This window comes from Teichococcus aestuarii, from assembly GCF_003116135.1.
Classification (GTDB): domain Bacteria; phylum Pseudomonadota; class Alphaproteobacteria; order Acetobacterales; family Acetobacteraceae; genus Pseudoroseomonas; species Pseudoroseomonas aestuarii.
In genome coordinates, this window is record NZ_PDOA01000008.1 from 43,547 (window position 1) to 61,322 (window position 17,776).

The 17,776-nt window shown below is 74.4% G+C and carries 16 protein-coding genes; 2 read left to right on the top strand and 14 right to left on the bottom strand.

Features of this window, described 5'->3' with window-relative positions; genetic code table 11:
* Nucleotides 1-8 precede the first annotated feature (8 nt).
* From flhA to fliK, 8 genes are all read right to left on the bottom strand, one after another.
* Entirely contained in the window at nt 9-2,090 is a 2,082-nt protein-coding gene (gene flhA, locus CR165_RS13220) for a flagellar biosynthesis protein FlhA (protein WP_109517474.1), read from the bottom strand.
* A gap of 6 nt (nt 2,091-2,096) precedes the next feature.
* Nucleotides 2,097-3,497: a sigma-54-dependent transcriptional regulator gene (locus tag CR165_RS13225; RefSeq protein ID WP_109517475.1), complete on the bottom strand. Its 1,401-nt coding sequence runs from the start codon at nt 3,495-3,497 to the stop codon at nt 2,097-2,099.
* Nucleotides 3,498-3,501: 4 nt separating this feature from the next.
* Nucleotides 3,502-3,762: a flagellar motor switch protein FliN gene (gene fliN, locus CR165_RS13230; RefSeq protein WP_245906413.1), complete on the bottom strand. Its 261-nt coding sequence runs from the start codon at nt 3,760-3,762 to the stop codon at nt 3,502-3,504.
* Between the two features lie 87 nt (nt 3,763-3,849).
* Nucleotides 3,850-4,575 carry a hypothetical protein gene (locus CR165_RS13235; RefSeq protein ID WP_109517477.1) on the bottom strand — a complete coding sequence of 242 codons (726 nt, stop codon included), beginning with the start codon at nt 4,573-4,575 and terminating at the stop codon, nt 3,850-3,852.
* Entirely contained in the window at nt 4,572-5,591 is a 1,020-nt protein-coding gene (gene fliG / locus CR165_RS13240; protein ID WP_456316318.1) for a flagellar motor switch protein FliG, read from the bottom strand. The genes CR165_RS13235 and fliG overlap by 4 nt, the downstream gene beginning before the upstream one ends.
* Nucleotides 5,588-7,234, bottom strand: coding sequence for a flagellar basal-body MS-ring/collar protein FliF (gene fliF, locus CR165_RS13245; RefSeq protein WP_109517478.1), 1,647 nt, complete (start codon nt 7,232-7,234; stop codon nt 5,588-5,590). Before fliF ends, fliG begins: the two co-directional genes overlap by 4 nt.
* A 234-nt stretch (nt 7,235-7,468) precedes the next feature.
* Nucleotides 7,469-8,149 carry a flagellar hook assembly protein FlgD gene (locus tag CR165_RS13250; RefSeq protein WP_109517479.1) on the bottom strand — a complete coding sequence of 227 codons (681 nt, stop codon included), beginning with the start codon at nt 8,147-8,149 and terminating at the stop codon, nt 7,469-7,471.
* Nucleotides 8,150-8,178: 29 nt separating this feature from the next.
* Nucleotides 8,179-9,297, bottom strand: coding sequence for a flagellar hook-length control protein FliK (gene fliK, locus CR165_RS26000; RefSeq protein ID WP_181378151.1), 1,119 nt, complete (start codon nt 9,295-9,297; stop codon nt 8,179-8,181).
* Between the two features lie 265 nt (nt 9,298-9,562).
* Between fliK and CR165_RS25050 the strand changes: the two genes are divergently transcribed.
* Entirely contained in the window at nt 9,563-10,759 is a 1,197-nt protein-coding gene (locus tag CR165_RS25050; RefSeq protein ID WP_181378152.1) for a flagellar hook protein FlgE, read from the top strand.
* Nucleotides 10,760-10,807: 48 nt separating this feature from the next.
* Here the strand turns inward: CR165_RS25050 and motA are convergent, their stop codons facing one another.
* From motA to CR165_RS25055, 4 genes are all read right to left on the bottom strand, one after another.
* Nucleotides 10,808-11,677 (bottom strand): flagellar motor stator protein MotA, encoded by an 870-nt coding sequence (gene motA, locus CR165_RS13265; protein ID WP_109517482.1) that lies wholly within the window; start codon nt 11,675-11,677, stop codon nt 10,808-10,810.
* Nucleotides 11,674-12,714, bottom strand: a complete 1,041-nt coding sequence (locus CR165_RS13270) for a flagellar motor protein MotB (protein ID WP_109517483.1) — start codon at nt 12,712-12,714, stop codon at nt 11,674-11,676. The genes motA and CR165_RS13270 overlap by 4 nt, the downstream gene beginning before the upstream one ends.
* A 50-nt stretch (nt 12,715-12,764) precedes the next feature.
* Nucleotides 12,765-13,538 (bottom strand): response regulator transcription factor, encoded by a 774-nt coding sequence (locus CR165_RS13275; RefSeq protein ID WP_109517484.1) that lies wholly within the window; start codon nt 13,536-13,538, stop codon nt 12,765-12,767.
* Nucleotides 13,539-13,755: 217 nt separating this feature from the next.
* The gene (locus tag CR165_RS25055) at nt 13,756-13,929 is read right to left on the bottom strand and encodes a hypothetical protein (protein WP_181378153.1); all 174 of its coding nucleotides are present in this window, start codon (nt 13,927-13,929) and stop codon (nt 13,756-13,758) included.
* A gap of 430 nt (nt 13,930-14,359) precedes the next feature.
* On the opposite strand from CR165_RS25055, the gene CR165_RS13285 reads away from it, so the two are divergent.
* The gene (locus CR165_RS13285; RefSeq protein ID WP_181378154.1) at nt 14,360-15,151 is read left to right on the top strand and encodes a lytic transglycosylase domain-containing protein; all 792 of its coding nucleotides are present in this window, start codon (nt 14,360-14,362) and stop codon (nt 15,149-15,151) included.
* 16 nt (nt 15,152-15,167) lie between these two features.
* Here the strand turns inward: CR165_RS13285 and CR165_RS13290 are convergent, their stop codons facing one another.
* Together CR165_RS13290 and CR165_RS13295 are read right to left on the bottom strand one after the other, a co-directional pair.
* Complete coding sequence (locus CR165_RS13290; RefSeq protein ID WP_109517487.1) at nt 15,168-16,238, bottom strand: flagellin; 1,071 nt, start codon at nt 16,236-16,238, stop codon at nt 15,168-15,170.
* Nucleotides 16,239-16,253: 15 nt separating this feature from the next.
* Nucleotides 16,254-17,759, bottom strand: coding sequence for a flagellar hook-associated protein FlgK (locus CR165_RS13295; protein ID WP_146201901.1), 1,506 nt, complete (start codon nt 17,757-17,759; stop codon nt 16,254-16,256).
* Between the last annotated feature and the right edge of the window lie 17 nt (nt 17,760-17,776).

Consider the following 17,776-nt stretch of genomic DNA (forward strand, 5'->3'; position numbering starts at 1 on the left):
GCCGCGCCTCAGACGCTGCCGAGCACGCGGATGCGCGCGCGGGGGTGGATCTCGGCCTGGGCCAGCACCGGCGTGGCGGGGCGGAAGCGCTCCACCACCGCGCGCAGATGCGGCCGCAGCGCGCCGGAACAGACCAGCGCCGGCATCTCGCCGCCCGCCGCCGCCTGGTCCAACGCCTGGCGCAGCCGCTGGATGAAGTCGGAGAGCTGCGCGGGCGGCATGGCGAGCTGGCGGTCCTCGGCGGGGCCGACCAGCGCCTCGGCGAAGGCGGCCTCCCAGGAGGCGCCGAGGGTGAGCAGCGGCACGTCGCCGCGCGGGCCGCGCAGCGCGTCGGTGATCTGCCGCGCCAGCCGGGCGCGGACGATGGCGGTGATGCCGGGGATGCTCCGCCCGCCGCCCGAGGTGGCCTCCTGGATGCCCTCCAGGATGGTCGGCAGGTCGCGGATCGAGACGCGCTCGGCGAGCAGGGATTGCAGCACGCGCTGCACGGTGCCGATGCTGGCCTGCGCCGGGATCAGGTCGCCCACCAGCCGGCGCTGCTCCTCGGGCAGGCCGTCCAGCAGGCGGCGGGTCTCGGAATGGGAGAGCAGCTCGGCCATGTTCTCGCGCACCACCTCGGTCAGGTGGGTGGCCAGCACGCCGGCGGCGTCCACCACCGTGGCGCCGCGCGCCAGGGCGAGGTCGCGCCGGCTCTCCTCGATCCACAGCGCCGGCAGGCCGAAGGCCGGCTCCGCGCAGCGCTCGCCCGGCAGGTCGCGCAGCGCCTCGCCCGGGTCGATCGCCAGCACCAGGGGCGGGCGCAGCTCGCCGCGCGCCGCCTCCACATCCTTCACGCGCATGACGTAGGTGTTGGCGCCGAGCTGCATGTTGTCCTGCACCCGCACACTCGGCAGCACGAAGCCCATCTCCTGCGCGATGCTGCGGCGGAGCGCCCGGATCTGCTCTGTCAGCCGCGGCGCGTCGCCCGAGGCGAGGGACAGCAGGCCGTAGCCGATCTCGAGCTTCAGGGCATCGAGCCGCAGCGCCTCGGCCACGGGTGCGTCGGCGGCGGCGGCGCCATCGGGCGTGGCGGCCTCGGGCGGCGGCGCCGCGGCGGCGGCGCGCTCCGCCTGGCGGCGCGACCAGGCGGCGGCGCCGGCCGCGCCGGCCAGCGCCAGGAAGGGCAGCGCCGGCATGCCCGGCAGCAGCGCCATCACGCCCGCCGCGCCGGCGGCGATGCCGAGCGGCTTGGCGCCGCTGCCGAGCTGCCCGGCGATGAGCTGGTCCGCCCGCCCCTCCGAGGCGCCCTTGGTGACGACGATGCCGGCGGCGACCGAGGTGAGCAGCGAGGGGATCTGCGAGACCAGCCCGTCGCCCACGGTGAGGGTGAAGAAGGTCTCCGCCGCGTCGCCGAAGCCCATGCCGTGGCGGCCAACGCCGATGGCGAGCCCGCCCAGCAGGTTGACGAAGGTGACGATGAGGCCGGCCACGGCATCGCCGCGCACGAACTTCGCCGCGCCGTCCATGGCGCCGAAGAAGGCGCTCTCCTCCTCCAGCTCGCGGCGGCGCAGCCGCGCCTGGGTCTCGTCGATGGTGCCGGCGGAGAGATCGGCGTCGATCGCCATCTGCTTGCCCGGCATGGCGTCCAGGCTGAAGCGCGCCGAGACCTCGGCGATGCGCCCCGAGCCCTTGGTGACCACCATGAAGTTGACGACGAGCAGGATGGCGAAGACGACGAAGCCGATCAGCACGTCGCCGCCCATCAGGAAGCTGCCGAAGGCGGCGATGACGCCGCCCGCCGATTGCGGCCCCTCATGCCCGTGCGTCAGCACCATGCGGGTGGTGGCGATGTTCAGCGCCAGCCGCAGCAGGGTGGTGAGCAGCAGGATGGTGGGGAAGCTGGTGAAATCCAGCGGCCGGCGCAGCATCAGCGCCACCACCAGCACCAGCACGGAGGCGGTGACGGAAACGGCCAGGCTGAAATCCAGCAGCATCACCGGCAGCGGCACCAGCATGATGCCGACCAGGGCGACGACGCCGACGGCCAGCGCGATGTCGCTGCCCGGATTCAGCCGGTTGAGGCTGGCGGAAAGGGTGAAGCCGGCGGCCATGGCGGCTTACCGCGCCGCCATGGCGTAGCCGGCCGCCGCCGTCACCGGCAGGCCCATGCCACGGTAGTCCTGCAGCTTGTTGCGCAGGGCGCGGATGGAGATGCCGAGCACCTCCGCCGCGCGGGTGCGGTTGCCGAGGCAGTGGGCGAGGGTGCGCAGGATCAGCTCGCGCTCCACCTCCTCCATGCTGCGGCCGACCAGCGCGGCGATGCCATCCGCCGCCGCGTCCGGCGCGAGGCCGGGCGCGGCGGGGACGGTGATCTGGGGCAGGGGCGGCGGCGGCGCGGCGGGCGCCGGCGTGGCGCCGCCCAGCTCGATCGCCTCGGCGCCGATCTCGGTGCCGCAGGCCATCAGCACGGCGCGGTGCAGGGCGTTCTCCAGCTCCCGCACGTTGCCCGGCCAGGCATGCGCCAGCAGAGCGGCGCGGGCGGCGGCGGAGAGCGGGCGTGGCGGCAGCCCGTTCACCGCCGCGAAGCGGGCGGCGAAGCACTCGGCGAGCGGCAGGATGTCGCCCGGCCGCTCGCGCAGCGGCGGCAGGCGCAGCCGCACCACGTCGAGCCGGAAGTACAGGTCCTCGCGGAAGCGCCCGGCGCGCACCTCGGCCATCAGGTCGCGGTTGGTGGCGGCGAGGATGCGGACATCGACCCGCACGGGGCGCGTGCCGCCAAGCCGGTCGATCTCCCGCTCCTGGATGGCGCGCAGCAGCTTGGCCTGCAGCCGCAGGTCCATCTCGCCGATCTCGTCGAGCAGCAGCGTGCCGCCGGCGGCCTGCTCGAACTTGCCCTTGCGCGCGGCGACGGCGCCGGTGAAGGCGCCCTTCTCGTGGCCGAACAGCTCGCTCTCCAGCAGCGTCTCCGGCAGGGCGGCGCAGTTGAGCGCGACGAAGGGGCCGGCCGCGCGGCGCGAGCCCGCATGGATGCGCCGCGCCACCAGCTCCTTGCCGGTGCCGCTCTCGCCGGTGACGAGCACCGAGGCCTCGGCCCGCGCCACCTGGTCGGCGCGCGCCAGCACGGCCAGCATGGCGGGGTCGCGCGCCACCATGGATTGCCGCTCATCCGCCTCGCCGGCGGCGGCCTGCAGCATGGTGGCGATCAGCTCCGCATCCGGCGGCAGCGGCAGGAAGTCCCGCGCCCCCTCGCGGATGGCGCGCAGCGCGGCGGGCGCCTCGGATTCCGGGCCGCAGGCGATGAGCGGGCAGAGGATGCGCTCGGCCAGCATGGCGCGGATCAGCCAGCCGGCATCGTGCACCACCTCGCACAGCACCACGTCGGCGCCCTCCTGGCGCAGCCGGGCGAGCGCCGCCACCACGCCGGAGGCCTGCGCGACCGTGGCGCCGCGCGCCTGCGCCATGCGCGCCGCCTGGCCGAGCGGCCCTTCCAGCGCGCCCACGATCAGCACCCGCGGCATGGCGTCACGTCACCCGGTCGGTCTTGACGATCTCGGTCATGGTGACGCCGAGCCGGTTCTCGCCCACCATCACCACCTCCCCGCGCGCGACGAGGCGGTTGTTGACGTAGATGTCCACCGCCTCGCCCAGCTTGCGGTCCAGCTCCACCACCGCGCCGCGGCCGAGCTTGAGCAGCTGGCTCACCTGCATGGTGGCGCGGCCGAGAACGGCCGAGACCTGCACGGGAATGTCGTAGATGGCGCCGAGCCCCTCGGCGCCGGGCATGGCCGGGCGGGCGGCGTCGGGCTCGAGCTCCTCGAGCGGGGGCAGGGCGGCGTAGGTGGGGTCGGGCATCTTGCCTCTCTCGCGGTCTCAGCGTGTCTCGGGATTCGGCTCGGCAGGGGCGTCGAGCCCGAAGCCGGCCAGCAGCGCGGCCACCGCCGCGCGGGCCGTGGCGGCGCGGCGCTCGGCCAGGCCGTCGCGCCAGCGCAGCACCGCATCGCCCGGCTCCAGGGCGGGGTCCGCCACCACCCGGCAGGCGGGCAGCGTGGCGCAACGGGCGGCCGCCGCCTCGGACAGGGCGGGGGCGACATGCAGGGCCAGCTCCGGCTCGCCGTCCAGGGCGGGCAGCAGCCGGGCCAGGAAACCCTCCAGCTCCGCCCCGGCATGGCGCGCCGCCAGGGCGGGAAGGGCAGCCTGCAAGGCGCCCAGCACCAGCGCGCCGACCGACCGCGCCGCCTCCTCCGCCAGGGCGCGGGCGGCGGGAGCGGCCTCGGCCAGCTGCGCGGCGGCGAGGCGCAGCGTGTCCAGCAGCGCCGCCTCCTGGCTGGCGGCGGCGGCGGCGCGGCCGGCGGCCTCGCCCTCGGCGAAGCCGGCGACGCGTTCGGCGGCGAGCAGGCCGGGCAGCGGGTCCGGCGCCGGCGGGGCGGGGACGGGCGGCTGGGGTGGCGGCTGCGGGCGCGGCAGCAACTCCTCGGCGGCGAAGTCGTAAGGCGCGCCGGGGCGGGCCAGCGGGCGCGCCGGGGCGGCCGGCGCGGCGTGGCGCAGCAGCAGGGCGTGGTGGCGCAGCGGCGCCTCGCCCGACACGGCGGCGCTCAATACACCATCTCCTCGGCCTCGCCCTCGGCCAGGCGCAGCTCGCCCTGCTGGGCCAGCTCCTTGGCCAGCGCCACCATGGCCATCTGCGCCTCCTCCACGTCGCGCAGCCGCGTGGGGCCGAGGCTCGCGATGTCGTCGCGCAGCATGCGGCCGGCGCGCTCCGACATGGCCTTGAAGAACTGCTCGCGCAGCGTCTCGGAGGCGCCCTTGAGCGCGATCACCAGCCGGTCCTTCTCCACCGCGCGCAGCAGCACGGCGATGCCGGCGGCATCGAGCCGCCGCAGATCCTCGAAGGTGAACATCAGCGAGCGGATGCGCGAGGCGGAATCGGCCGCGCGCTCCTCCAGCCCGGCCATGATGCGGCCCTCGGCGGCGCGGTCGAGGTTGTTCATGATCTCGGCCAGCAGCTCGTGCGAATCCCGCCGCGCGGAGCGGGCGAGGTTCGACATGAACTCGGCCTTCAGCGTGCGCTCCACGCCCTCCAGCGCCTCGGCCTGCGGGCTCTCCATGCGCAGCATGCGCATGACCACCTCCATGGCGAAGCCCTCGGGCAGCAGCGCCAGCACGCGCGCGGCGTGGTCGGGCCGCACCTTGGTCAGCACCACGGCGACGGTCTGCGGGTATTCGTTCTTCAGGTAGTTGGCGAGCACCGCCTCGTTCACGTTGCCCAGCTTGTCCCACATGGTGCGGCCGGCGGGGCCGCGCAGCTCTTCCATGATCTGCGTCACGCGGTCGCGCGGCAGGCCGCGCAGCAGCATCCGCTCGGTGGTCTCCCAGCTGCCGATCAGCGAGCCGGCCTGGCCGATCTGCTCGGCGAAGTCGCGGCACAGCGCCTCCACCGTCTCGGCCGAGACGGTGCCGAGCTGCGCCATGGCGGCGGAGACGTCGCGCACCTCGTCCTCATGCATGCGCGCGAGCAGGCGGCCGGCGCGGTCCTCGCCCAGCGCCAGCATCAGCGTCGCCGCCTTCTGCGGGCCGGTCAGGCCCAGGGTGTTGAACGCGCGGGTCAGGCTCACGGCTTGGCCTCCTGCGGGGTGAGCCAGCGGCGCAGCACCGCCAGCGTCTCATCGGGGTTGCGGTCCACGAGCTCGGCCAGGTTGTTCAGGCTGGAGACGCGGATCTGCCCCTGCACCATGGCCAGGTCCATCATCGGCTGGTCCGTCTCGATGGCGGGGGCGCCGCCCTCCGGCGCGGGCAGGCCGGGCGTGGCGCCCGTGCCGTCGGGCAGGGCGGGCGCCGCGGGCGGCGGCGCCATGCCGGCGATCAGCCGCTTCACCACCGGCCGCCCCAGCAGCAGCCCCACCAGCACCACCAGCGCCAGCAGGCCGCTCTCCACCAGCCGCACCGTCAGCGCGGGCGTCAGCGAGGCGAAGCCGAGGAAGCCGGACGGCGCCTCGCCCTCGGCGCCCTGGCCGGGGTCGGCGAAGCGCAGGGACACCACTTCCAGCCGGTCGCCGCGCGCCTCGTTGAAGCCGATGGCGCCGCGCACCAGCGCGCTGATCCGCGCCAGCTCCTCCGCCGTGCGCTCGCGGAAGCGGGGTGCGCCGCCCGGCTCCTCGGCCGGCTCCCACACCCCGTCGACCAGCACGGCGACGGAGAGGCGGCGCAGCATCGGCTGCTCGCGCAGCGTGCTGCGCGTGGTGCGGCCGATCTCGTAGTTGATGGTCTCCTCCTGCCGCTGCTCCTGCGTCTGCGGCCCGCCCTGGGGCGGCGCCGGCGCGCCGGGCAGCTGGTTGGCGACGGTGACGTTCTGCGGCTCGCCGCTGCGGTTGCTCTCGGTGGTGGAGCTCTGGCTGCGCGGCACCTGGTTGTCCGGGTCGAAGCGCTCCTCGGTCACCTGCACGCGGTCGAGGTCCATCTCCAGCGTCGCCTCGGCGCGCACGCGGCCGGGGCCGAGGGTGCGCTCCAGCATCTCCTCGATGCCGCGCGCCATGCGCATCTCCTGCGCGCGGCGCAGCTCCTCGCGCGATTGCGCCAGCGCGCCGCCCGCCTCGCCGCCCTGCCCGCGCGAGAGCAGCTCGCCGCGCCCGTCCACCACCGCCACGTTCTGCGGCTTCAGCCCCGGCACGGCGGAGGCGACCAGCTGCAGCACCGCCTGCACGCCCTCGCGGTCCAGCCGCTGGGCGCCGCGCATCTGCAGCACCACGCTGGCCTGCGCCTCGCTGCGCTCGCGCGAGAAGGGCTCGCGCCGCGGCAGGGCCAGGTGCACGCGCGCCGCGGCCACGCCCTCCAGCGCGCGGATGCTGCGGGCGATCTCGCCCTCCATCGCGCGCAGGCGGTTGACGTCCTGCTGGAAGGGGGTGGTGGTCAGCCCGCCCTGGCGGTCGAAGATCTCGTAGCCGATGCTGCCGCCGCTCGGCAGGCCGTCCCGCGCCAGCATCAGCCGCAGCCGCGGCACCTGCTCCTCGGGCGCCAGGATCTCGGTGCCGTTGCGGCCGATGCGGTGCGGCACGCGGGCGCGCTCCAGCGCCGCCACCACCTGCGCCGCGTCGCGCGGGTCGAGCTCGGCATAGAGCAGGGCCATGGGCGGGGTGGTGGTGCGCAGCACCATGTAGCCCAGCACGCCGAGCGTCAGCGCCGCCGAGAGGCCGAGCATGGCCAGCCGCGCCGGGCCAAGCGCGCGCAGCGAGGCAAGCAGGCGTTGCAGGCCCGCGTTCATGCGGCGCACCGCGCATCACGGCCCGCCGGCAGCCCCGGCCGTGCCGTGGCCGCCCGCCCGGCTTCCGCCGGTCCTGCCATCGCCCGTTTTGGGCCGCCTGGTCGACGCATACGCCATGCTCTCCGCGCGCAGGGTTCTTCCCCGCGCCGCGAAACTTTCGCAGGGGCGTTGCCTGAATATTAACGGCGATGCGGCGCGGCGCGGTTTGCGCCGGCGGTGTGGCTTTCCGGTGCGTTACAGGCCGCGCAGCGCCTCCAGCCCGACGGTGAGGGCGCCAAGGCCGAGCTTCGGCCCTGCGCCGCTGCGGGTGATGCTGTCCACCTGGTCGGTCACGGTCACGTCCAGCGTGCTGCTGGCGACGCCGCGCGCATCGGTGCCGGCGACGGACAGCTTGTAGGCGCCGTCGGCGAGCAGGGCGCCGCGTGAATCTCGGCCGTCCCAGCGCCAGGCGGTGGCCGCCTCGCCCAGCGGCACGGCGGCCTGGCGCAGCACGGTGCCGGCGGCATCGGTGATGGTGACGAGCGCGCCGCTGGCGCCGCCGGCCTCCTTCAGCGCCGGCAGGTTCAGCTTCTGCGCAGTGCCATCCTGCAGCCCCACCGAATCGGTGGCCACCGTGATCTCCTGCCCCATCAGCGGCGCGGCGGTGAGCATGGCGGCGGCGTTCTGCAGCTCCAGCAGCGCCTCCATGTTGCGGTTGGTGGCGATCTGCTGCTCCACCGCGGCGAATTGCGAGAGCTGGGTGGTGAACTGGGTGGGATCGAGGGGCTGCAGCGGGTCCTGGTTCTGCAACTGCGTCGTCAGCAACATCAGGAAGCTCTGCATATCCCCCGCCAGGCTGGTGGCGGCGTTGCCGCTGGCGGTGCCGCGCGCCGCGGTGGTGGCGGTGGTGATGGCGGCGCTGTCGGTGATGGCCATGGCGGGGCGCTCCGTCTTGGGGGCAGGAATCAGAGGGCGAGGTCGATCTGGCCGCTGCCGCCGGCGCGCGGGGCGCCGGCGGCAGCGGCCAGGAGGGCGGAGGCCGGGCCCGCGCCGCGGCGGCGGCGGGCCATGGCGTGGGGCGGGCCTTCGCCCTCCCCGGGCGAGCCGTCCTCCTGGCGTGGCGCGCCATTCCACAGTCCGAACTGCAGCGTCGCGCCCTGCTCGGCCGCCAGCCCGGCCTGCTGCAACACGGCCTGAATGGCGGGCGCGTCCTGCATCAGCTGCAGCAGGGTCTCCGGCCGCTCGGCGGCGAAATGCAGCGAGGCGGGTGTGTCCACACCCTTTTCCAGCGTGATCTCGATGCGCCCCAGCGCCTCCGGCTGCAGCGCCACGACGATGCGGGCCGGCGCGGTGGCCGTGGCCGGGCGGGTGGCGAGGGCAAGCAGCCCCTGCTCGACCTGCCGTACCGGCGGCGGCGCGGCGTGGACGGGCGGGGCGTGGACGGGCGGGGCGGCCGCGGGCGAGGCCACCGGCAGCGGCGCGGGCAGGGGAGCGGATGCGGGACCGGGCGCCGGACCGGACGGCGCGGCGTGCGGGGTTTCCGGAGCGGCGGCCATGGGCGCGGCCCCCGCCGCATCAGAAGAGGGAAGCGCTGCCGCGCCATCCTCCGCCGCGGAGGCCGCCATGCCCGCCATGTCCTGGGGGAAAGGGGGCGCTGCCACAGCAGGCTCCGCCGCGCCCTCCGCCGGGCCGGGCGACGGTAAGGAGGCCTGCGGGGCGGGCGGCAGGGCGGTGCCGGCGCGGCCACGCGGCTGGCCGAGGCCGGGTTCGGCCTGGCCGGCGTCCTGCGCCAGCGGGGCCGGCGGCGGCGGGACCGGCAGCGCGGCCGGAAGCGGAAGCCAGGCGGCGACGACGGGCGCCGCGCCGGGCGCGGGGGCCGGCGGTTCCTGCGGCGGGGCATCCTCCGACAGCGGCAAGCCGTTCCGGCCGGGGGCGGCGCCGTTCGGGCCGGCGGGCGCCGTGCCGGCGGCCGGCGCCTCGCCCAGCGCCGCGAACAACGCCGCGAATGCTCCCTCGGCCCCGGCCGCGTTGGCGCCGGAGGGGCAGGAGGGCGGCGTCGGAAGCGCGGCGATGGCGGGCATCATGGGTGTGGGCCTGGAAGGATCTCGAAGCCTCCCCAGCAAAAGCGGGGCCAGAGCGCGGCCCGCGCCGCCAGGCCCCCGGACCCTGCCACATGGCGCCGCCACCCGGCAGAAACTGCCGGCCGCCCGGCAATCCCTGCCACCCGGACCCGGCACGGCGGCGCATCCGGCCCGCCGGCAGGCTGGCATGGCGGTTGCAACCGCCTTGCCTCATCCGGGCCGCGGCATTGCCGCACAGGCCCCTGGCCCGCTGCAAGGAACCCCGCGGATGTCGCTGTTCGGCTCCATGACCACCGCCATCTCCGGCATGAACGCGCAGGCGCGCGCGCTCGGCCACATCTCGGACAATGTCGCCAACAGCCAGACCATCGGCTTCAAGCGCACCGACACCAGCTTCGCCAACCTGCTGACGCAATCGAACGAGCGGACCCACGCGCCGAGCGCGGTGGTGGCCACGCCGAGCGCCACGGTCTCGCTGCAGGGCTCGGTGGAGACGGTGGAGAACCCGCTCTCCCTGGCGCTTTCCGGCAATGGGCTGTTCAGCGTGGCGCAGGCCGCCGGCCGCAATGCCGACGGCTCTCTGACCTTCGACACCCAGCCGCTCTTCACCCGCGCCGGCGACTTCCGCAAGGACAGCTCGGGCTACCTGGTCAATGGCAGCGGCTATGCGCTGCAGGGCTGGGCCGCCAACGCGGCGGGCGAGGCGCAGCAGGGCGTGCTGGCGCCGGTCCGCATCAGCGATGCGCCGCTGCCGGCCACCGCGACGCGCACCGTGACCCTGAACGCCAGCCTGCCGAAGGGCGCCGCCGCCCCCATCCAGAGCCAGGTGCAGATCTACAACGCGGCCGGCGAGCAGCAGACGGTGAACCTGACCTGGACGCGCACCGCCGACAATGCATGGAATGTCGCGGGAACGACGGCGGAGGGCGCGGCGCTCGGCGAGGCGAACCTCGCCTTCGACGCGAACACCGGCGCGCTCACCAACAATCCACCGCAGGCGGTGCTGGGCGCCGGGGACGCGGCGCTCACCCTGAACCTCGCCAACCTCGCCCAGGGGCCCGTCGCCGCCTACGAGCAGCGCAGCGTCACCGTCGACGGCAGCCGCGCCGGCGCCTTCCGCTCCGCCTCCATCCGCGACAATGGCGATGTCGTCGTCAGCTACGACAACGGACAGAGCCGTACCGTGGCCAAGGTGCCCGTCGTCACCTTCACCAATCCGGACGCGCTGCAGCGGATGGACGGCCAGGCCTTCGGCATGACCGCGGAGGCGGGCACCATGCAGGTGCAGGCGGCCGGCACCCAGGGCGCCGGCACCCTCTCCAGCAGCGCGGTGGAGCGCTCCAACGTCGATATCGCGGCCGAGTTCTCGAAGCTCGTCGTGGCGCAGCGCGCCTACACCGCCAACACCCGCGTCGTCACCACCAGCGACGAGATGCTGAACGAGACGATCAACATGCGCCGCTGAGGCGGCGCGAGGCGCGCAGCCAGAGCCGCCGAGGCGGCGGCGGCCCGCTCAGGCGGCCGCCGCCGCCTCGTTCAGGGTGGTCTCCAGCGACTGGAAGCTCGGCATCAGGTCGGAAGGCACGGTCTTGCGGCCGACCTCCACCGCCACCTGCGGCGCGTTGCCGTGCAGGTGGGCGACGAGCACGGCGCGCACCACCTCCAGGTACTTCGCCTCCTCCATCACCACCGCCTTCAGCTTGCTCGCCAGCGGCCCCACCAGCCCGTAGGCCAGCAGCACGCCGAGGAAGGTGCCCACCAGCGCGCCGCCGATCATGGCGCCCAGCACCGCCGGCGGCTGGTCGATGCTGCCCATCGTCTTGATGACGCCGAGCACGGCGGCGACGATGCCGAGCGCCGGCAGCGCATCCGCCACGCTCTGCAGGGCGTGGGCGGCGTGCAGCTCCTCCTCGCGGATCTTGCGCAGCTCGCGCTGCATCACGTCCTCGATCTGGTGCGGGTCGTCGGCGTTCATGCCGATCATGCGCAGATAGTCGCAGATCAGCGCGGTGGCATGGCGGTCGGCCAGGATACGCGGAAAGGCGGTGAAGATGCTGCTCTCCTCCGGCTTCTCGATATGCGGCTCCAGCCCCACGGCGCCCCGCGTCTGCGCCACGCGCAGCAGGCGGTGCAGCAGCGTGCACAGGTCGAGATAATCCTGCCGCCCATAGCGCGCGCCCTTGAGCGCCTTCGCCAGCCCGCCCAGCGTGTGCTTCACATGCGCCATGGAGTTGGACATCAGGAAGCTGCCCACGGCGGCGCCGCCGATGATGAGCATCTCGAAGGGCAGGGCGTGCAGGATCGGGCCGAGCTTGCCGCCCGCCGCCAGGTAGCCGCCGAACACGCAGGCGAGCACGACGCCGAAGCCGGCGAGCAGGATCATCGGGAAGCTCCGGGGTCGGCGGGGCGTGGTGTCTCGGGCAGCGCCACCAGGATGGAGGCGCGGCGGTTGGCGGCATCCTCCGGGCGCTCGGGGCGCAGCAGCTCCCGGTCGGCGCGGCCGGTGACGGCGCGGATGCGCTCCTCGGCCACGCCCGCCTCCACCAGCAGGCGGCGCGTGGCGCCGGCGCGCTCGGCCGAGAGGTCCCAGTTGGAGCGGTCGGCATTGCCGCGGAAGGGCGTGGCGTCGGTATGGCCGCTGATGTCGACAGGATTCGGCAGGCGCGCGACGACGGCGGCGACGCGCATCAGCAGCGCGCGGCCACGGGCATTGGGCGCCGCCTGGCCGGCGGCGAAGACCGGCTGGCCCTCGGCGTCGACGAGCTGGATGCGCAGCCCCTCGCGCACCTGCTCCAGCATCAGCTGCGCCGCCAGCTCGGCAAGTTGCGGATCGTCGGCCACGCTGCGGCGGATCTCGGCCGCGGCGCGGTCCAGCGCCTCGCGCTCCAGCGCCTCGCGTTCCGGGCCGTGCGTGGCGGCGCCGGGCGGCGGCGCGGCCTGCGCCTCCTGCTCCGCCGTGGCGACAACCCGCCGCGCCATCGCCATCTCCGGCGCCGGGCGGCGCAGCGGGTAGGCCGAACGGGCGGCTTCGGGAGGCAGCGTGTCCTCCTCGTCCTGCTCGGTCATCTCCGCCGGCAGGGGCATGGCCGGCAGCGCCATCTGCACGCCGCCCGAGGGTGGCGTCTCCCCGGCCAGCGTGCGGTCGCTGTTCATGGTGCGGCCGCCGAAGGGCTCGCCGGAGCCGGACGCCGCGCGGCCGAGGATGTTGGTGGGCGCGAAATAGTCGGCCAGGCCGCGCCGCTGCGCGTCGGTCGTGGCGTTGATCAGCCACATCAGCAGGAAGAACGCCATCATCGCCGTGACGAAGTCGGCATAGGCGATCTTCCAGGCGCCGCCATGGTGGGCGTGCTCCTCGCCCTCCTCCTCGCGGCGGATGACGATGGTGGGGGAGGGATCCCCTTTGCCAGGTCGCTTGGCCATTCACGAACTCCTGCCGCGCCCCCGTGGCGGGGGCGCGGGGAAGCGGTCTGTCAGGCCACGGCCGCGGCGAACGCCTCGGGCAGCAGATGGGCGCGGCGCTGGCGCGGCTGGCCGGCGAAGAAGCGCTGGCGGGCCTGGGCCACATCGGCCTCCGCCGGCTCGCGCAGCACATAGCCGCTGCCCCAGACGGTGCGCACGATCTCCGCCGCGCCGGCCGCGGCCAGCTTGCGCCGCAGCTTGCAGACGAAGACGTCGAGCACGCGCACATTCGGCCCTTCGTTCAGGCCATAGGCGCGGCTCATGAACTGCTCCTTGGTGAGCAGCATGCCGGGGCGCAGCATCAGCGTCTCCAGCACCTCGAACTCGCGCGCCGTCAGGCGCACATGCCGCCCATCGACCATGACATGGCGCTGCGCCTGGTCGAGGGTGACGTTGCCGCAGTTCAGCACGGCGGAGGCATGGCCCAGCACCCGGCGCTGGATGGCCTGCAGCCGCACCACCAGGAGCTGCGTGCTGACCGGCATGGTCAGCACGTCGTCGGCGCCGTGATTGAAGGCGGCCTGCTCCTCCTCGACGCGCAGCCTGCTGGCGAGGATGACGACCGGCACCCGCAGGCCGCGGCCCCGGATCTCCCGCAGCACGGCGATGGCCTCCGCCGCGTTGTCGTTGGCCTGCAACACGATCGCGTCATAGGGACCGCTGAACTGGGCGATGGAAGCAGTCTCGCAGAATGGCGTCGCCACGTCGCAGACATGACCCAGCCGGGTGAGGTCGCGGTGCAAACCCTGCGGGGAGGCGAGGAGAGAAGCGGCGAGGATAAGCATGCCAGTCCTTGCGATTTTCGCTGCGAACGGGAGGTCCGGGCCGAGGCTCCACAACCATTGAGCGAGCCTCACAATTTAGCGATCTATGACCTTTCAAAAATTTGCGCAAGCAGAGGTTGCAGGGGATCAAGCAACACAACGGCCATATGTGCTTTTTCGGCACTATCCATATGGTTGATAGAAATTGCACTCTAGGTTGTATTGCGCAGGATCTACTTCATGCGCCGGGAAGGCGCTTTGCCATCTCGATGCGCAGGCGCAGGGCCAGGGCGGGGCCGTCGGGCCCCAGGGCCGGCGTGCCCTCCAGCTCCCGCGCCAGCGCGGACAGCTCCGCCGGCGCGGGCACCTGATCACCTAGGCCCAGGGCGAGCAGCTGGAACCGGCGCAGCATGTCCGCCGCTTCCTCCAGCGCGGCCCCGGCCGGGCGCCTCCGGCGGGGCAGATCCTGCTCTTCCGCCTGGATTCCCAGCAGCGACAGAGCCCCTACCGCATTCGCCTCCCGCGGCCCGTCCGGGGCGGAAATCCGGTCTCCGCCCGGCATCCCGCCGCGCAGGCTGAAGGCTCCTCCAGGCCCGGCCGGGCGGCGCCGCGCTGCTGGACCCGTGGGACCCAGAGCGGAAGGAGGCAGGAAGGGCGGTACCAGGGACATGGGCGGGACAGACCGGTTGTGGCGGAGCTGGCCATGAAGTTGCGTGAATTTCTTAGCGATCTATGAATCCGGCCCTATGCAACCCAGGGTGGCGCCTTTTTCTGGCACAGACCTTGCTGTCGGAAGCGGCATGAGCCGCCATCTTTCCCTTTCTGGTTTTGTTCAAGTTGTCGTGTGGGTCCTGCTCCTGCTGCCCAGCGTGAGCATGGCGGCAACTGTAAGTTGTCGTGAGGCGATTGTGCAGGCGGAGCGGGATTACAACCTGCCGCCGCGCCTCCTCGCGGCCATCGCGCGCGTCGAGTCCGGGCGGAGAAATCCGGCGACGGGGCAGGTGGACCCCTATCCCTGGACCATCAACGCGGAAGGGCGCGGCAGCATGTTCCCCTCGCGCTCGGCAGGAATTGCCGCGGTGCAGGAATTGCAGGCCGGAGGCATGCGCTCGATCGACGTGGGCTGCATGCAGATCAACCTGCGCCACCACCCAAGGGCCTTCGCCAGCCTGGAGGAAGCCTTCGACCCCCTGGCCAATGCGCGCTACGCCGCACGCTTCCTGCGGGAACTGATGGACGCCAAGCAGGACTGGCACCGTGCCGCCGCGAGCTACCACTCGCAGAACCCGCAATTCGGCGAGCCCTACCTGGCGAAGGTGCTGGCCGCCTGGGAGGATGAGAAGCGCCTGCCGGATGCGGCGCCGGCCATGGGCCTCGCCCAGGCCGCGCCGCCGGCGGGGCAGGGCGCGGTGGGGGGCGGCTTCTTCCTGGGCGCGGGGGAGGGCACGGCGCGCGGCCTGGCCGCCTACCGGGCCGCGCCGGTGCCGGTGGCCGGGGCATCGCGCCGGGTCGTGCAGGCCGCCTCGGTGGTGGCCCCTCCGAAGGGGGCTCCTTCGGCCGCGGCGCCGCAGCCCGTGCCGCGGGCGCTGCCCTTCTTCTTCCTCGCCTCCAGCCCGGCGCCCGCCGCCAACTGAGGCGCGGCGCCCGGCCTCAGCGCAGGAAGTTGGCCAGGGACATCTCGCCCAGCATGGCCAGGCTCTTGTAGCTGGCCTGCAGCTGGGTCTGGATCGCCTGCATGCGCACGAAGGCCTCGGCAGGGTCCACCGATTCCAGCGCGCCCACCTGCAGCTCGAGCTGCCCCGCCACCTCGCGGTTCTGCGCCGCGACGCCTGCCAGGCGCTGCTCGGTGTTGCCCAGCGCGCCCGCCTCGCCATTCACCCCGTCGGCGGCGGCACGCAGGGTGCGCACGGTGCCCTGCAGCAGCGCCGCCACATCGGCTTCCGCCGGCGCGGCGTCGAGGTTGGCCAGCACGCTCAGCCCGTGCAGCAGGTCGCGCGCCCAGGAACCGGTGCTGTCCTCGCCGGGCCGGGCACCCGTGGCATTGCGGTTGGCGTAGAGCCCGAGCTCGATGCGCACCCCCTCGCCCAGCGTGACGCCCGGGCGCGGGTCGTCGATCTCGCCGCGCGCGGCGGCGCTGGCATGGGCGGAGAAAGGGGTGATGCCCGGCGCGTCGCTCGCGGCCAGGGCACGGGTCTCGGCCAGCACGGCGGCGGCGCCGTCCTGCCCCAGCCGGGCCATGGCCGCGCGGGTGCCGGCATAGAGCCCGGTCTGCTGGATCTCGCCGGGGCTGACGATGGGGCTGCCCGTGGGGTCGCTGCCGCCGAACAGCGCCTCGCCCTGGTAGCGCTCGCCGAGCAGCCCGGCCACCTCGGCCAGGGCGGCGCGGGCATTCTGCGCCACCATGGCGCGGTCCGGCCCCAGCGTGCCGAGCGCGCTGCCGGCCGCCTCGGCCATGCCGTTGGCGATCTCGGAGAAGCGGCCGAGCACGGTCTGCGTATAGGCCAGCTTCGCGCCGGCGGTCTCGGCGCTGGTGGCCAGCGTCTCGCGGCGCGACCATTCGGCGCGCAGGTCGACCGAGCGGCGCGCATCGGCGCCCAGCCCGGCATAGCTGTCGGCCCGCTGGCCGGAGGCGGCCTGGCGCGTCGCCTCGTCGAAGCGCGCGCGCAACTGCGCCGCCGCCAGCATCGTGCTGTCCAGGCTCCGGAAGCCGCTGATCGCCATGGGCCGCGCCCCTCCTTACCGCACCGTCGCCAGCAGCGCGTCCCACATGCTCTGCACGACGGACATCACCCGTGCATTGGCGGCATAGGCGTTCTGCAGCTGCACCATCGCCGCCATCTCGGCATCGACATCGACACCCTCGCGCGCCTGCACCATGGCGTCGAACTGCGCCCGCACGGCGCCGGACTGCGCGGCGGCGGCCGAGGCGGCATCGGCCTCGGCGCTCTGCCGCCCCAGGGTGGCGGCGGCGTAGTCGCCGATCCGCTGCGCGCCGCCGGTGCCGGTGGCCAGCGTGCCGCCCGGGCCGAGATTGTTGCCGGCGATCGCCGCATGCGGCATGCCGGCGGCCGATTCGAGACCGAAGGCGTAATCGCCCACACGGTTGAGCAAGGCAGTGTAGCCGCTCGGCCCGCCCGCCGGGTTGGGCGGGAACCCGCCCGAATCGGGCGTGCCGTCGCGCAGCAGCGCCGGGTTTGCGGCGATGGCCGGGTTGACCGCCATCCGCCCGGCGAAGCCGGCGATGGCCGGGCCGGCGCCCGCGGCAGTCGGGTCTGGGGGAGCGCCGCCGCCGGGCTCGGTGAACAGGCGCAGCCCCTGCTCCTCCAGACGGTGCGCCAGGGTGGCGGCGGTCATGTCCAGCTCGGCCTGCATGCGCGGCAGCGTCTCGTCGCGCAGGGTGAAGCCCTCGCCGATGCGGCCGCCGAGCGCCGCGCCATCGGCCAGGTTCATGCCGTTCAGCGTCAGCCCGGGCAGGGTGCCGGCCGGGGCGCCGTGGTAGCTGCCGGCCGTCACCGTGGCATCGGCCAGGGCGAAGGGGCTGGCCTTGGGGTCCAGCGGCAGGGTGTGGCCGCCCGGCAGCATCAGGGTGACACCGCCATTCTCCGCCGCCAGCGGCGTCACGCCGACCAGGGTGGAGAGGCTGGCCACGGCGGCGTCGCGCTGGTCCTGCAGGGCGGCGGCGCCGCGCCCGGCGGCGGTCTCGTTGCGCACCAGGATGTCGAGCCGCGCGATGTCCTGCAGCAGGGTGTTGGCGCTGCCGACATCGGCGCGCAGGCCGTCCTGCACGCCCTGGCGGGCGCGGTCCAGGGCGCCGCCAAGCGCGTTCATCCGCCCGGCCAGCACGCGCGCCGACTCCAGCGTGGCGGATTGCGCGGTGCTGTCGGCCGGGCTGGCGGCGAGGCTGGCGAAGCTGTCGCGCAGCGCGCCGATCAGCCCGGCCGGGCTGGTGCCGTCCGCCGGATCGCCCAGCAGGCGGGAGAGGGCGCCGAGCGTGTCGCTGCGCAGGCCGGCGGCGGCTTCCTCGGCGGCGGCGCGGCGCGCCTCCAGCCGCAGCGCCGGGTCGATGTCCCGCCGCGGGTCGAGCGCCCGCACCCCGCCGGTGAGGAGGGATTGCCCCTCCACCTGCTTGCGGGTGTAGCCGGCCACGCCGGCACCGGCGACATTCTGCGCCGCCGTGCCGAGTTGCCGGCTCGTCAGCCGCAGGCCGCTGCTGGCGGTGAGGAGCGCGCTATCGAGGCTCATGCCGCGCATCACAGCCG

Excerpts from the sequence above, each read along its gene's own strand:
- flhA (WP_109517474.1), bottom strand. The coding sequence starts at position 2,090 with ATGGCCGCCGGCTTCACCCTTTCCGCCAGCCTCAACCGGCTGAATCCG.
- CR165_RS13225 (WP_109517475.1), bottom strand. The coding sequence starts at position 3,497 with ATGCCGCGGGTGCTGATCGTGGGCGCGCTGGAAGGGCCGCTCGGCCAG.
- fliN (WP_245906413.1), bottom strand. The coding sequence starts at position 3,762 with ATGCCCGGCGCCGAGGGGCTCGGCGCCATCTACGACATTCCCGTGCAG.
- fliF (WP_109517478.1), bottom strand. The coding sequence starts at position 7,234 with ATGAACGCGGGCCTGCAACGCCTGCTTGCCTCGCTGCGCGCGCTTGGC.
- CR165_RS13250 (WP_109517479.1), bottom strand. The coding sequence starts at position 8,149 with ATGGCCATCACCGACAGCGCCGCCATCACCACCGCCACCACCGCGGCG.
- fliK (WP_181378151.1), bottom strand. The coding sequence starts at position 9,297 with ATGATGCCCGCCATCGCCGCGCTTCCGACGCCGCCCTCCTGCCCCTCC.
- CR165_RS25050 (WP_181378152.1), top strand. The coding sequence starts at position 9,563 with ATGTCGCTGTTCGGCTCCATGACCACCGCCATCTCCGGCATGAACGCG.
- motA (WP_109517482.1), bottom strand. The coding sequence starts at position 11,677 with ATGATCCTGCTCGCCGGCTTCGGCGTCGTGCTCGCCTGCGTGTTCGGC.
- CR165_RS13270 (WP_109517483.1), bottom strand. The coding sequence starts at position 12,714 with ATGGCCAAGCGACCTGGCAAAGGGGATCCCTCCCCCACCATCGTCATC.
- CR165_RS13275 (WP_109517484.1), bottom strand. The coding sequence starts at position 13,538 with ATGCTTATCCTCGCCGCTTCTCTCCTCGCCTCCCCGCAGGGTTTGCAC.
- CR165_RS25055 (WP_181378153.1), bottom strand. The coding sequence starts at position 13,929 with ATGCTGCGCCGGTTCCAGCTGCTCGCCCTGGGCCTAGGTGATCAGGTG.
- CR165_RS13290 (WP_109517487.1), bottom strand. The coding sequence starts at position 16,238 with ATGGCGATCAGCGGCTTCCGGAGCCTGGACAGCACGATGCTGGCGGCG.
- CR165_RS13295 (WP_146201901.1), bottom strand. The coding sequence starts at position 17,759 with ATGAGCCTCGATAGCGCGCTCCTCACCGCCAGCAGCGGCCTGCGGCTG.